Here is a 16705-nt window from a genome sequence, read left to right on the forward strand (position 1 = left end):
CCCCTGTCCCAATCCATTATGGGTAGACTGTGTATTGATTTTCTGGTTGGTCTTTGTCTCGAATTATTATCTTCACTAGGTTTTCTTTAGTAACTACATCTGGTAATTTGGTGTTGCCATCACTAGCATTCATCCACATAGTCCTAGAGCCATCAGGCAATGTTATTCTATACCACATTTCATCAGTACCATTTTTCTTATATCTAACTGCATATTCCATATTGGTGGTAGTTCCATTTAGTTCCATTGGATGAACATAATCGCTTAATCTTATATGTTCTAGTGGGAGCTTATCTTTAATTTGTATTACTGTTTCTTGACTTTCTAATTCATTATCTGTTGCTTTAAATCTAATTCTTAGTAGTTTGTTACCAGTTAAATCTTCAGTTTTTAAATATCTACCACTAATCCATGGTCCATTGTCTATATTATATTCAAATTCATCCCAATCATTATATTCAAATTCATCCCAATCGTCATTTCTATCAATTCCATTTATAGATTCAACTATGTTTTCTCCATTATTAATAATTACATTTGGTGGAGAAGCTTTGGCTTTTATTATAGCTTTTTTAACTGGTTGAGATGGCAAATAATCTTTATCTCCTTTTAGTCTAAATTCCAATTTTCCTGGTTTGAAAACTATATTATAAGCTAATATATTTATTTTATTTGGTTCTAATTTTATATAATCAATATTTATCCAGTTACTATCTCCATTTCTATATTGAAGATTTTCTACAATTTCTTGCAGTGTAGATAAATCATTTTCTGTTTCAATCCATATGGTTCTATCCTTTACACTATATCCAATATTTTCTTCTACAATTGCTGGATCTAAAGTTCTTTCTTCCATAGGACTGTCAGTTAATTTCCTAAAATTGCCAGGTTTTTTAGCTTCTCGTATATATACATCCATTCCTGCCTTTAGAGGTACCTTGGTATTAGGGGAATTACATTTATACCATACCCCATCTAATCCATTGGTACTATTTATATTGTATTCCATATCACTAGTAGTATTCATAATCATGCTTTTTCCTGCATCTATATATACATTAGCAAAGCTTAAAATTGGTGTAAATTTTATAGTTTGAATTTGGCTTGGTAGTTTTTCTTTAGTAGCTTTAATTCTTACTTTAACTTCATCTCCAGCTTCAAATTGAGTAGAAACTTCTCCAGATTTCCATTCTCCATCATTTATTTTATATTCATAGATAGCTCCCTCAGTAGTACCTATTTTTTCTATAGTATAATTAACATCATCATAAGATAGTTCTGGTGCAGGTGCTGGAGGTTCTATTGTAGCTTTTATTCTATCGGAAGAAGGTAAAGTAAAGGCTGTACCTTTCTTTCTAAAACGCAATTCTCCAGCTTTAAATTCAATATTTTTACCATCTCCAACATCTTTCCAAGAATCATTGGCAATTTTGTACTGTAGCTCATCTAATCCAAAATTAGGTGAATTAATTAATTTAATTATTCTTTCTCCAATGTGATAGTCTATATTATTTAATTCATCTTCACTAAAGCTTTCTTGTCCAACACTACCTAAAAATCTTTTATTTACTGTATTGCCTCTTTCTCTAATCCAAACTTCATCATCTTTTGCAAATTTTACAGAGGTATCTCCATTTTTAGCTTGTGTAAACTTATTTCCACCATCAGTGCTGTATTCCATTCCTGTAGTGGTATTTTCAATTTTCCCTTCTGCCACATTTAAATTTACATTTCCTAAATATAAGCCATTTAGTTTTCCAGTAGATTTAGAAGGAAGTTCTCCCATATTTCCTAAAATTGCTGTTTTTCTAATTCTTAAATCTAGATTTTCTGAAAGTTCTATTCTAGTATCTGATTCATACTTATGCCAAGTATTGCCACCATCAGTGCTGTATTCATAATTAATGTGAGAGTCTATTCCATCTAGTGCAATTATGAAATTTTCATAATCATAACTGCTAATAGTTATATTCTTTGGAGCTTCCTCTTGTGTTAATTCACCTACAAGACGAACTACTCTTGGTTGAGCTTTTTCTCTAACCCATATTTTCATAGGTTTAGCTTCTCCAATTAATAAACTTGTATCTTCTGCAGCCAAAGTTATCTCTTCCCAAGTACCATTTATTCCATTAGTAGAATCCACACTATACTCCATTTCCTCATCTACATTTGTCAAATATATATTTAATATTTCCCCATCTTTTTGGAGTCTATATTCTACATTATCTAATACTTTAGGTTCACTTAATTTTAAAAACACCTTTATATCTTCAGAATCCATAGAATTAAGTTCTTCTACAGCAGTTCCCTTAATTCTAATGCTTACTGTTGCTTCTTCAATCTTAGTAGCTGCAGTTCCAGATACCTTTATAGTGATGGTATTTTCATTAACATCTACATTTTCCACATTAGCCTTTAGTCCCCTTGGAAGTCCAGCTACTACTATATCATTATTGGTTATATCTTCCTTTAAAGTGCCAGTAGTAACTTTTATTTTCCATGTATCCTTAATAGTTCTTGGGACTTTTCCATCAGGTGCTTCTAAATATACAGTATTTTCAATAGCTTCTCCTACTACTTGCAATATATTAGGATAAAGGGTAAAAGTAGGAGTAGCCACTATATTTTCTTCTGCTCCTTGTACCAAATTTTTTGGTATGGTTAAGGAGATAGTCTCCTTATTAACTCCAAAATCCACATTCTCTACTTTAGGCAGAGTAATAGTTAATTTTTTACTAGAATTTCTAACTATGTGAGAAGAAGTAATTTTTTCAGCTATTTTATTCCAATTAGTATCTTCTCCTTCATCTACACCAACCACTTTAAATCCACTAATTAAAGCATCTCTATTTATGTCTACTACCCAATCTCCATCTTCTAGTTCTATTACTATAGTTTTTCCACCAGCTTTTACATCTTTTTCTCTAACAGTTGATTTTACCACATCTCCTGATATAGTAGCTTTAACAGTAGGTTTAATTACTATGTTGCCACTAGCTTTAATAGGGTTTATAGCATCTTTAATGGCTACTGCTGGTATAGTTAAAGTGATTATTTGTTCTTCATTTATATCATACCCCTTAGCTTCTGGTAAGGATATGATAAGGGTAGTATTATCCTCATCTACATCAATAGCTCCACTACCATCAGCAATAAGGGCATCTATTACTTTATTCCATTCCGCTTCTTCCTTTTCTGCCTTAAATCCATTATATAAAGCATTTCGTTTAGTGTTATTGGTTTTAATATCATCAGCCCAATAGGCTCCATTGGATAGTTTAATTTTAATTTTTTCTCCTCCAATATTTATACTACCTTCTAGTATTATTTCTGGGCTTACAATTTCAGCTTTACCTCGTTTAATTTTTTCCTCATGTTCACTTATTTTGAAAGTTTTAAAAGCTTTAATTTTATTTTCTTCGTCTAATGCAAATATAGTTAAGTATTGGTTTAAACTTACTTTAATGTCTTTTTCCATTATATAATCTACCCCGCCATTTAAAATATCATCTTTAGCAGGAGTAGGATAAGGAGCAGTAGTTAGCATTATTTTATACTTACTTGTCCCTTCTGGTACATCATTGGAATTAGCTAATTTAACTTTTACAGTATCTACATTATCTCCTTCTATCAATTCTACATTTAATATTGGAGCATGTTCTTTGACTATATCAGGTGTAATTTTAATTTCTGCATATCCTTTAGTTCTACCACTACTATCCACAGCTAATAGGAGTATATAGCCATATCCATTGTTCATTTGATTTACTTCTATATCTTGTCCCACATTAATAGGAATAGCTCCTTCTATTATGCTGTTTAAATAAGGCTTTTCTCCTTCAGGTAGTTCATTTTCTAGTAGTTTGTATCTCCATCTAATAGTGCCTTCCATTCCCATTGGTAGCAATTTATTAAATCTTGTAGTTCCAGGTCTAGTTCCTTTTTCTAAAGCATAATTATTTTTATCTAATATCCTTGCAGGGCCTCCACGAATATTTCTTTCTGTAAGTTTAAATTCCCTATAGCCTTTAACTTTACCTTCATTATCAGTAGCCAATAGTAGTAGATAATCATCAACAGAAACACCTACAATATTATCATTAATATTAGAATATTCTAAAGCATTTTCAATTACACTATCCAATTCTATATTTCCAAAAGTTCTATCTCCAATTTTATACATCCATTTAGTAGCACCAACTATATTGGTACTAAAATCTAAAAATTCAAATTTAGTACTATTTTCTACACTTCCTGGCTTAGGTTCTGTATAGTTGGTATTTAATATTAATAAAGGTGCATTAGGTTTTCTTAAATTTGCTTCATTTAATTGAATTTCAGCATAAGCCTTAATTCTTCCAATTCTGTCAGTAGCAAGTAACAATAGCCAATCCCCTACTTCAGCTCGAATATTTTCCCCTTCCCTATAGACAGTGGTTTGAGATATTATAGAGTTTAATTCAATGGTTTCTCCTTCTATCAAGTGTTTTTCATTACTTATTTTAATTCTCCATTGTTCCACATCTTCAATACTTAAATGTGTTAATTTAGTTATTCTAGTAGTGCCAGGGCTAGTACCTTTTTCTGGGGTAGAAAAATGTGTCTCTTCTATCAACTGAACAGCATCGGGCATTCTTATATGAGGCTCCATAAGTTTAAATATAGCATAACCTTTAATCTTATTATCATTGGTTGCTAATAGTAATAGATATTTACCTGGAACTAAATTTTCTCCAATATCCTCTCTAGCTTCAAAAGTAGTCCCTGTAGCTTCCATGTTAAATTCAGGTATTTCTGGTTCTTCATCATATATTTTATACATCCATACAGGATTTTCTCCTATAGAAGCACTGCCAGATAAAGCAGCAAATTTTGTGGTGCCTTTCTTGCTTCCTTTAATAGGTCCAATGTAGTGGGTGGTTTCTTGAAGTAGTATTGCAGGAGGATCCTTTACCATATCTTCAGTTAATTCAATTTTAGCAAATGCTTTAACTTTACCTTCATCATCAGTAGCAAGTAGCAATAGATAATCTCCTACATTGGCTCTTATATTTTGCCCAGCTTCATAATCTTTACTTTCTTCTACTATTTTATTGAAAATAGGATTATTTAAATTTGTTCCCACTTTATACATCCATTTAGTAGCCCCATTTATTCCTGCTAAATTTAGTGAATCTATCTTTGTAGTTCCTTGTACTGTTCCTTTTGTAGGAATAGAATAATTATCTTCAGGTAAAATAGGTGCAGTTTTACCTTTTACCATATTTTCTGTTAATTTAAATATTTTATATCCTTTAATTTTTCCTTCGTTATCAGTAGCAGCTAATAGTAAATAATCTCCCATATTAGCATAAATTTTTTCTTCTTGGGGATTTATTATATTATCTCCCAATTCTATTATATTTAAATTAAGTTTAGGAACATGTATAATTTCATTACTTATTAGCACTTTCCAACTAGTAGCTTCCTTCATATTTTCATCTCTATAAGTTCCAAAATATAAGCCTTCAAACTTTGTAGTACCATCTTCTTCCCCTGGTACTGGTCCTATATAATGGGTAGTTTGTTGAAGCAAAGTAGGAGGTGTAGAAATATAATCTTTTCCTATTTCAAAAATATTGTAGCCTAAGGTTTTACCATCATTATCAGTAGCTATAAGTAGTATATATTTCTTAAAGCTTTCATCTATATTGTGTAGTTCAGATTCATCTGCCACAATTATTTCAGAACCAATTGAGTAGTCAAAGGCTTTATCCCATATTTGCCCTTTATAAACTGTATCTATCTTAGTATTAGATACTAATACTTGCCATTTAGTGGCATCTTCAGGTAGCTTATCTTCTAAACCTTCAATTATTACAGCTCCTGCATATTTTTCTCCTTTTTTGATATTTCCTACTTCTACTTTTGGAGCTAATTCTTTAGGTGTATTTATCATGTTTTCTACTATTTTAATATTTACAAAAGCTTTCAATCTATTTCCATTATCCACAGCATATAAGGCTAAAACATTCCCTGGAAGAACATCAATATCTTTTCCACTATAATAAGGAGTGGCATTTTTAATTACTGTATCTTTTTGGAAATCAGAAATTGCATCATCTTCATCATCAAATACTCGGATTAGCCATTTACTTGCTCCAGCAGGAAGTTTTAATCTAGATATTTTAGTAGTCCCTTCCCTAGAACCTGGTTCTGGTGTAGAGTAATTATTTTCATCAAGAATTAAGGGACTCGATACATATCTATAATCCGATGGCTGTCCCTTATCTCCAGGGATTTCATCAAAGGTTAAACTATCAATAGGTATATTATTTAGCAATTGTCTAATTTCATCTTCATTTTCAATTAAATATCTTTGAATTTCATAAGGATCAGTTATACCTTTCTCTGCAAGGAAATTTTTTATTGCTTCTAGCTGTTTGTTTTCTTCTTCTACTAAATTTACATATTCTCCATTTTCAATTTTTCGATAGAATTTTTCTACAAAATGTGAATCATCAACATGTTTTAATATATCATCACTTAATTCCTGTAGATCATTAGGTGTATATATTTTTTTAAGCCCTGTATGGATAATATCCCCTGGATTTCCTGGTCCAGTATTTTCTGCTAAAGCATAAGGGATATTTCCCATAATCATAATAGCAATAAGTAATATAGCTACAATTTTATTTTTCAACTAAATCACCCTTTCTTTGGGACAGGGGGACAGTTCTCCTGTCCCATAAATTTCATTTTAAATCTCCTTCTAATACTAACTGTCCATTATTATCATATACCCTATATTTGTATCCTATTAGCCTAGTATCTACCCTTGTATCAAACCCTAATATACTAAAGTTTCCTTCTTTATTTAAAGTTATACTTTTCAAAATCTTTCCATCTTGGGTCCAAAGTTCAACCTTATATCCGCTAAAATCATCTAAACCTACTAGCTCTCCAGAAAATATTCCTGCAATAGAGGTGTTAAAATGTATATTTTCTATACCAATTTCATATTCCATATCAAATACTTTATTTAATGTATCATAGGCAATTTCCCTAGTTATTACTTGATTATAAGGGATATACATATTTGCCAATCCTATTTCTAATGCCTTATTGTAGTAATCCTCTGGATATTTTTTAAAATCTATCCCATCTTCATATTCTAAAGTTCTCATTATTACTGTAAGTAGTTCCACATAAGTAATATTTTCATCTGGTTCAAATTTTCTTTTTCCAGTGCCTTTCATAATGTTAAAGGTATAAGCTAAATTGATATAAGGTTTAGCCCATCCTTTTACATCCTTAAAATAATCTTCATCCTCATAGAATTCCACTAAATTTTCAAGTTCATGTATCCTTACCCCTACAGTAGCTAATTCCTTCCTAGTCATATATTTATCTAAATTTTTATATTCCATTATAGGAGAGGTAGCAAATACTATAGTAGGGAATAGAAGTATACCTATTAATACAATAGTTAGTCGTCTATCCATACAAACCCTCCTTTAGTTTTGGGACAGGGGGTCAGACCTCTTTGTCCCAACTTTTGGGACAGAAGGTCTGACCCCCTGTCCCACCAGGACCAAGACCCCTGTCCCAGGGACCTTTTGTCCTATTGCAATATATTGCCGTCTTCATTTTCAGGTAGTGTAACTCCATTGGGATCAACTATTTCGTATTTAAATCCAATTATTTTATCTATAATATCAATTTCATCTGGAGGTACAATTATTTCAAAGCTCCCATCGGAATTAACATTGACTGTTTTAAAATGTTTTCCAGTTCTAGACAAAAGTTTTACTTTATAGCCATCAAATGTTCTTATAGTATCACTTGCTAAATTTCCTCTAAATATTACAGATATTCGAGTATCAAATGTATATCCTGGAGCTAAATATACTTTTGGTGCATCTAATTTTTTTCGATTAACTATTATGGTATATATTCTATCCTTTTTCCCTTCTTCTTTATGAATTATGGTTATTTTATTTTGCCCTACTACAAGGGGTATCTCTTTCCTTTCTCCACTTTCTACAATTTCCCCATTTACTTCAATACTTCCTTTACTAGCCTTAGGTATTATAATTAATTTTTCCACTAAGTAGTCTACATTTACAGTATAATTAAATGTTCTTCTATTAAATTCTGGTTCTAATCTACCATTTACTACAGTTAAATTATCTAATCCACTAGCTATATTTTCATCATCTACTACAGTATATATAAATGTGGAAACAGGACTGTCTTTTAAACCTGCTTTTACAGCATATGCTTTAATTATGGTATCTTCATTTATTACAATAGGTCCTGTATATAAAATTCTATTTGATGGAGATGGTGTACTTCCATCCAATGTATAATATATAGTAGCTCCAGGGGTATTAGTATATAATGTAACGGTGGAGCCTTCTACTATTTCTCCAGAAGGAGGTTCTGCATTTACCATTTGAACTATATCTTGTGATATAACCACTTCTTTAACTAAATTTTGTCCCTTATCATAAGCTTGAAGAAATATATTCATATCCCAAAGAGCAATCACTTCAGAAATTACATCCTGTAAAAATGCTCCTAATATTTCATCCATGGTTTTATTCCATCTGCTGTCATTTATATCAAAGTCCATATATACTATTAATTTATAATCATCCAATGATATTTGATGAAGCTTATATTTCATTGGAATTTTTAAAGTTTTTGCTGTAAATAGTCCATATTTATTGTTTAAAAATTCTTCTGTTTCTTGTTCTAATTCAGGAGAACGAAGTTTTCCATTTTCTATTAAAAATCTTATATCATCTCTATTTACACATTTTACTAATCCATTTATGCGAAGTTCTGGATAATAATCCCTTAATATATAATTTATCTCTTTTAAAAAGCTTATTTTAGTATAAATAGACCATTTATCAGTAAAAGTTCTATTATCGTAAGGATACACTTCCAATTCTAAATCATATCCAGATATTCGTGCTGAATAATCGAAATATTCTCTATTATACCTTCCTAATTCCTTTTTCAATAAATCCTCAATAAATACAGGATCTATCTTTTCTTTCATATCCAATCCGCTATCTATGAATTTAAATACTATATTTCTCATGTAAGTATTAAATTCTACATAATTTTGTCTAGTAGTATAAGGATTTCTAATCTGTCCTTGAATTTTAGCATCTTCATCATATAGGCTTGTGAGTGCTACAAATATATCCCATACATAGCTTTCCACATCTCGTCTAGAAAGATTTTTCCATTTATGATAATTACCTCGACTAAATTCTATATCAATGTAATACCAGGAATTGCTTCCTTTAATAATGTGAACAGATACAGGCAAATCTTTTATATATCCTAAATGTCTATTTAAATATCTTCTCATATCATGTAAATTTTCTACTTTTTCATAAGGTATTTTTACATCCATTAGGATTTGTTTTTTCTTTTCTAGTTCAGCTAGTTGTCTATCTAAGGTTTTATTCATATTTTCTCTAAAGCTAATTAATTTTTCAATACTATTATAATAGGGCTTTTTAACTAAAATAGCATTAGCATCTATATTTACTATATTTTCATTAATTTCAGGAGTTATATATAATACAGGAGATATAGCTATTATAGATACATATACATCATCATTATATATTAAAGGCTCTTTTTCTAAGTATATTTTTTCCCCATCTAAAAATACATCTATATCAGAGAAGCTTACCTTTATATTTCGTACCAAAGCATCTACTTTTTTTGATGAATCATTAACCCTTTTACCTTCAAATTTACGGATTTCTTCATCTAATTCTACAATTCTTCTTTCCTTAGCCTGTATCTCATATCCCCTTTGATATGCTATAGGCTCTAATGAAGTATCTTTTATATTTAATTTCCCTCGGGAGTTTAAATTTAATATTCGTTTACTTGGATTAAAGCTACAATCTATTTTTAATGCGTTAGCTAAATCCTTCATAGGAACCCACAGTTCTCCATCATATATAAATACTTCCTTATGGGAAATATAATTTCCTTCCAGTTTAAGTTTAATATCAGGAAACAGAGCATCAATTTCCATAACTTGTCCTTTGGCATAACTATGTATAGGAATAGATGAAAATAAAATGAGAAAAATCATTATAAACAGTACAAATTTGTTTTTCAATATTTATTCCTCCTTTTAAAATAAATAAAAATCATCATAATTCTAATATTATTATCGGCATGTATGTGAAAAAATGTAGATTTTAATGTATAATAAATTTAAGAAGTTGTCTATATTTGCCGATAGTATTATTAAACCAATAGCAATTATGGGACAGTAAGAACCATCCCCACTGTCCCAATGGAAAGGGGAATGGAATAATGACAAAATTTAAAAAGATATTATCTGTAGTTCTTATATTATTATTTATAACACCTTTATTAGCACCTGTAGGAGTAGCATTTGCTCAAGGAGAAAATAGAATAATCTATACTTATAAATCTGGTATAGGAAATGAAAATCAATTAGAATCCATATTTATAAGAGTTAATACTAGAATAAATACAACAGGACCTAAGGATGTAACTATAATAACTGAAGAAGGAACACCACAGATAATAGGGAGAATAACTGTAGAAGAAGGAGAAGTAGGCAGGGAAATTCCTAGAAATTTTTGGATAAATAACCCTAAAAGCAATATGCGAATAACCTCCATTATAATTGGAGATTTTATATTGGATTTGTCTCCTGCTCCTAAAATAAACAAAATGGAAGTTTATGATATACATATGGGAGAAGAAGTAAGTTTTACAGGAGAAAGATTAAATCAAGGTACCATAGAAATTTCAGGAGAAGAAGGACCCTTTTATGCAGACAATCCTAATCGATTTACTACTACTGTGAATGGAACCACAGGCTATAAAACTATTACATTAAAAATGGATGATGGAAATACTACCCAGTCCGTTATATATCCTAATGCCTTTAAACTATTAGGAAATATGCCTCAATTAGGAGAAAAGCTAGAGATTATTCCTAAAATGGGAGCTAAGGAAAGTATTGCTTATATAAAAGCAGATGGAAACTTTACTATAAAAGATGGTGAAGCTCAACATTCTGTGTTTTTCTTAACAGATCCCACAGATAGATATACTGCTAATAATATGGCAGAGATAGTATCTGCCACCAATAAGATTTTGAAAATAAAAATTCCCAAAGGAATTGAAGACTCTAAATATTATGATGTAATAGTTACCAACAAGGTAACTAATCCTAAAGGAAATATATATGAACAAATTACTGCTACTAAAAAAGTAGACGGTAGATTTTTCGTAATAGGAGCAGACAAAGGACCAGTACTTACTAGAATAGATCCAAGTAAAGGACCTGATACAGGAGAGACAGTTCAGATTACTGGTAAAAAATTTGACGAGATGGATTTTATAGATGGTATAGAAAATCCCAGTGGGCTTACAGTAGGTAAAGTAAGTGTAACTGATAAAATCCTAGACGATATATTAGAAGGTATAATAGATACAGAAATAGGAGATGTGGACAAAAAAGAAGATAAGGTATTTCATATTGAATATGATGTAAAGGATGCAAAATATAAAAGTAGCCCTATAATAAGTGCAGATAGGTATATTGCCACTTATATAGGAGATAGGACTACTCCCCATGTAGTAGATGAAAAACCTGTATATAGATTTAGTGAAAACTTTGATAACATAACTGTCAAACTGCCTCAGACTAGTGTAGAGAAGGAAACAGAAGTAAATGTAGTGGTGGTTATGCAGACAGAAATAAAGACTTATTTAGGAGATTTTACTATAATCAATATAATCACTAATGATAATGTAAAATATACCATAATTCCATCCCATACCCCTCCAAGTATAAATAAAATAGTACCAGAGAAAATTCAAGTAATAAAAGATAAAACTACTGGAGATTATGGGATAAAGGAAGATATGGTAATAGGGATAGAAGGGCAAAATTTTAAAGTAATTAGAAGTAAAGATCCAGATACAAAAAAGGATATAACAAATTACCCAGTAGTAGGTTTAGGAGCTAATATGGTAAATCCAGAGGAAGGAATGGTACTAAGGATAAATCCAGAAAGAGAAGGGCAAGTTGAAATATATAGAGATGGTAAATGGACTGTTCTTCCTGGTGCAGATATGATGATATTAGATTCTAAGGGAAATATAGTAGATGGAACAATAGGAAAAGATACAGGAAATAAGATTATAATAACTATACCTAAATCAGTAGGAGTTAGGATACCTGAAAAATCTGTTACCACTGATTTAAAAAATCCTATACCTAAACCAGTATATGTAATGAATCCAATATTAGGGAGCAAAGAGCCAGGTTATCCAGTATCCAATGATAATGTAACACTAATGTTTGTAGATTTAAAGGATAGTTTGCCTCCCACTATAGACAAAGTAGAACCTAATGTAGTTGCCATAGATTCAGGGGAAGAGATTACAGTAACTGGTTCTAATTTTCAGCAGGGAATTAGGGTATTTGTAGGTGGAGTAGAAGTAACAGGTGTAAAACAGGAGCTAGACCCATCAGGCTTACACACAGTACTTAAATTTAATGCACCTAAATTTCCTCAAATAATAGAAGGGCCTACAAAACTTATGGTGATGAATCCCGATGGAGGCCAAGCTTCTAAGGACTTTACCTATGTAAAATCCCTACAAAGAGACCCAGTATTGATGGATTTTTCACCTAAGAAGGGTACTTTAAATACAATAGTAGTAGTAGATGGGGACAATTTCTTAGCACCTAATCCAGCAGTATCTTCTACTTTAGGTATGGATATATATAAATTAATAGGTAGTAGAATATTAATGGATGGAAAAGATATAAATGAATACAATATAGATTCTAGTGGAAATATTAGTTTGGAAAAATATAAAAACGACAATGAATATTTAATAATCCAGGAAGATAATACTGTAAAACTTTCTAGTTATTATCACAGTATAATATTAGAAGACAAAAATAGAACAAACAACTTCTACATTATATATCAGGACAATAGAGGAAATATAATCCTCTCCGATGGAGGCTCTAGTAGGGATGAGAGCAGTATAATAAATGAATATTATATAATGGATAGAGATGGTAGATTAATAGCAGAAAAAGATGGACAGGAATATGATGTTACTATTACACCAGAAGGAGAAGGGATAAACTTAACAAAAGATGGACAAACTTTAGAATTGATTATGAAAACCCCTTATAAATTTATAGAGAATGGAGAAATATATGGTTCAAGAGTTCATGTAATAGATAAACATAGAATAGAATTTAAAGTACCTCAACTAACCTCTAAATTACCTGATGGCTATAAAATTACAGTAGAAAATCCAGATACTAAAAAATCTACAGCAAAGGATTTATTCTACTATTATGAAACTGTATCTATTAAGCCAGAGATTACAGCTATAAAGCCTAGTATAGGCTCTATAGAAGGAGGATATCAAATTTTAATAGAAGGGAAAAACTTTGAAGATGATTCCAAAGTTTATATAGATGGGCTATTGGTACCAGCTAGTGATGTAAAAAGAGAAATTAGATCAGGGGTAGACACTCTAATTATTACCAAAATGCCCCCTTACAGAAGAAATATGGCTGAAGAAGGCACAGATAGAAAAGTAGTACCAGTAGTAGTAGAAAATGGAAATGGAGGTACTGCTTTAAGTAGATTTACTTATGTAATTCCTCCATCTGCTAAGCCTATTATAGATAAAGTGGAATTTCAAAAAGAAACTCAAATAGGTTCTTCAGCAGGAAATGAGGTACTAACCATAACTGGAAGATACTTTAAATTTGAAGAACCTTGGAGTTTGACTAAAAAATATAGAGACTGGATAGAAGGAGAAAGAAATGGAGTTAAAATATATTTTGAAGATTTAGATGGAGATGGAGTTCATACTTCTTATTCCAATTGGATAGATTATATAGAAAAAGATGGAAGCAGAAAAAATTTACCTGTGCCAGTAGAAACTTTTGAAAAATATTTAGATTCTCCAGTACTTCCAAAGGTAAGAATAGGAGGAATAGAAGCTAAAATTGTAGAATTTGGCACCAACTATATAAAGGTAATAACACCGCAGATTACCCCAGGACGGCATGAGTTATATGTGGTAAACAATGATTTTGGAACTTCCAATAGGGTATTTGTGAACTTTGAAGGTTCTAAAATCACCATAGATAGAATAGTTGGAGATACAGGTAAAAAACAAGGAAGAGATAATGTAGAAATAATTGGATCTGGCTTTCAAAATAGTCGAATTCGAGTTTTAGAAGAAGGAAATATTAAGGAATACTATATGCCTAAAGTTCGTTTTGGTACTATAGGAGAGACTAAAGATATAAATAATAATAGAGCTCAAGTAACATTGGAAAATGGAGACTTTACTTTAGAATATGATAATTCTTCTGTTCATACTGCACTAATAACTATGAGCGGAAAATACAATAAAAAAATATATAAAAAGACCTTTACTATAAATAATTATGATGGTGAGCCTATATATTTACCTGTGATGGAATTAAAAAATATTGATGGAGAAGCTTATCCAGGATATGAACTAGTAAAGATAGAAGTAAAAAATGGGAAATTAATAGTGGAAAAAGGGTATTCTCCAGAAACTAAATTAATTAATTCAGGACAAATATCATTAAAAACTCCTTCTTATTATACTATAGGAGAAGTACAGGTAGAAGTAGAAAATCCTGATGGAGGAAGGGCTACCACTAAATATAGATATACTAATCCTCAAAGTAAACCTAGAATTATAAATATTACAAAGGATGGAATGGACCCAGTTGTGGGAGATGACGGAAAGACAAGGATAATTAGATTAGACTATAGAGGAGGACAAAATATTACTGTATTAGGAGAAGACTTTAGAGAAGGTGCTAGAATTCAAATAGGCAATATACTAAATATAGAAAACAAGGACATAACAGAGACTTTAAATGCTTCACCAAATAAATTATCCTTTATAATGCCAAAGGTTAATGAAAATGCAATAGGAAAACTATACAGATTAACAGTAATCAATGGAGATGGAGCTCAAACATCTTCAGATAATCCAAATAATATTTGGAATGCACCAATATATTTTCAATTTATAAAAGGAGAATCTAATCCAGAATTAAATACTATAGAACCAGATAAAGGTCCTGCTACAGGAGGAACCAAAGTAACTATAAAGGGTAAAGATTTTAGAGATAAAATGGAAGGATATGAAGGAGAAGATTTAGAGATATTCTTTGGAGATAATAAAGTACCTTATAAAGATATAAAAATAGTAGATCACAGTACTATTGAAGTAATAGCACCTGAATCTCAAACATTAGGTCCTGTTAGGGTGAAGGTAGAAAACCCTGATGGAAGTTTAACTCAACAGGATTTAAAATTTACTTATATATCTAAACCTAAAATAGATGATGTAAATCCTAAAAAATTATTTATAAATGACGATAAAACAGAAGTTACCATAACAGGAAGTCAATTTATTAAAGGGGCAAAAGTAATAGTAGGAGGAAAAATTATACCATTAAAAGATTTAAAATCTGGAATGGATGTAAAGGGACAAGGGATAATAGGAGTTGATTCTCAAGGGAACAATAAAGAAGTAGCTGTTATAGGAGGAATGGAAGGCAGTGCAGAGGTAGTAAGTGAAAACGAAATAAAGGTAAGATTTAAAGAACCTACTGATTTGGAAAATAGTAGTATAATAATAATAAATCCTGATGAAGGAATATCTGATCCTTATGACGAATTTAAATATGAAAAACCTGTACCTTTAAAACCAATGGTATTAGAAGCTATTCCAGGATATGAATCTACTGTAATGCTTATTTGGAACAAATCAGATGAAGATTTACTAAATAAAGCTAGTAAATATGAAATATATGGAAGAAAGGCTTCAGAAAGTAGCAGTACTTTCATAGGTTCTACTACAGAAGCTCAATATTTAATAAAGGGCTTAGAACCAGACACAGAATATGTATTTCAAGTAAGAGCCTTAAACGAATATGGAGCAGCAATAGATTTTGCAGAAGTGAAGGTAAAAACTTTAAGCATACAGGAAGATTATAAACAAAGAGAGAAAGAGCAAGAACTTAAAGATGAAGAAAAAAAATTAATAGAAAAAGGTAAAGAAGAAATAATAGGGAAAAAAATAATTAGAACTATAGGTATTGAGGATATAAAAAATAAAGTAGGGAATTTAGATTTTAATAAGTCCAAGTATAAGGATACTACAGAGTTAACAATAAATATTCCAATAGCATTAGCAAGGGATGACTCTACATTAAATATAAAATATGGAGAACTTCAAATGACTATAAATCCTAAAGATATGTATACTTATAGAGTTTCTACTTTGGACAAAGGGGATAAGGACTCTAATTTACAGATAAACATAAAAAGAGAAGGAGAAGCCCATATTCCAAGGGGAAAAAGAATAGCTTCAAGGGCTTATGAATTTAATTTTAAATTCCAAGTAGGGAAAAATATAATAGATATAGATAAACTATTAAGAACAGGTAAATTAACCATAAATTTAGATAGCATAACTTATTCTAATGCAAAAAATGTAGCCTTATACAAATTTGATATACCTACTGGAAAATATATTAAAGTATCTAATAGTAAGATGACATCCTTTAACGAAAAGGGAAGATATATACTATTATCTGATAGATAAT

The 16705-nt window shown here is 30.6% G+C and carries 4 protein-coding genes; 1 reads left to right on the forward strand and 3 read right to left on the reverse strand.

The features are described 5' to 3' along the window. Positions 1 to 16 precede the first annotated feature (16 nt). The 3 genes from JL105_RS00890 to JL105_RS00900 all read right to left on the reverse strand — a co-directional run bounded on the left by JL105_RS00890 (position 17) and on the right by JL105_RS00900 (position 10141). Positions 17 to 6682, reverse strand: a complete 6666-nt coding sequence (locus JL105_RS00890) for a hypothetical protein (protein ID WP_132025634.1) — start codon at positions 6680 to 6682, stop codon at positions 17 to 19. A gap of 52 nt (positions 6683 to 6734) precedes the next feature. Then, complete coding sequence (locus JL105_RS00895) at positions 6735 to 7484, reverse strand: S-layer homology domain-containing protein (RefSeq protein WP_132025632.1); 750 nt, start codon at positions 7482 to 7484, stop codon at positions 6735 to 6737. A 119-nt stretch (positions 7485 to 7603) separates the two neighbouring features. Next, positions 7604 to 10141, reverse strand: a complete 2538-nt coding sequence (locus tag JL105_RS00900) for a chitobiase/beta-hexosaminidase C-terminal domain-containing protein (RefSeq protein WP_158279969.1) — start codon at positions 10139 to 10141, stop codon at positions 7604 to 7606. Between the two features lie 200 nt (positions 10142 to 10341). On the opposite strand from JL105_RS00900, the gene JL105_RS00905 reads away from it, so the two are divergent. Next, positions 10342 to 16704: an IPT/TIG domain-containing protein gene (locus tag JL105_RS00905; protein ID WP_132025630.1), complete on the forward strand. Its 6363-nt coding sequence runs from the start codon at positions 10342 to 10344 to the stop codon at positions 16702 to 16704. The last annotated feature ends 1 nt before the right edge of the window (position 16705 follow it).

Source organism: Keratinibaculum paraultunense, assembly GCF_016767175.1.
Classification (GTDB): domain Bacteria; phylum Bacillota; class Clostridia; order Tissierellales; family Tepidimicrobiaceae; genus Keratinibaculum; species Keratinibaculum paraultunense.

Coding starts and splice junctions, on each gene's coding strand:
- JL105_RS00895 (WP_132025632.1), bottom strand. CDS start 7,484: ATGGATAGACGACTAACTATTGTATTAATAGGTATACTTCTATTCCCT.
- JL105_RS00905 (WP_132025630.1), top strand. CDS start 10,342: ATGACAAAATTTAAAAAGATATTATCTGTAGTTCTTATATTATTATTT.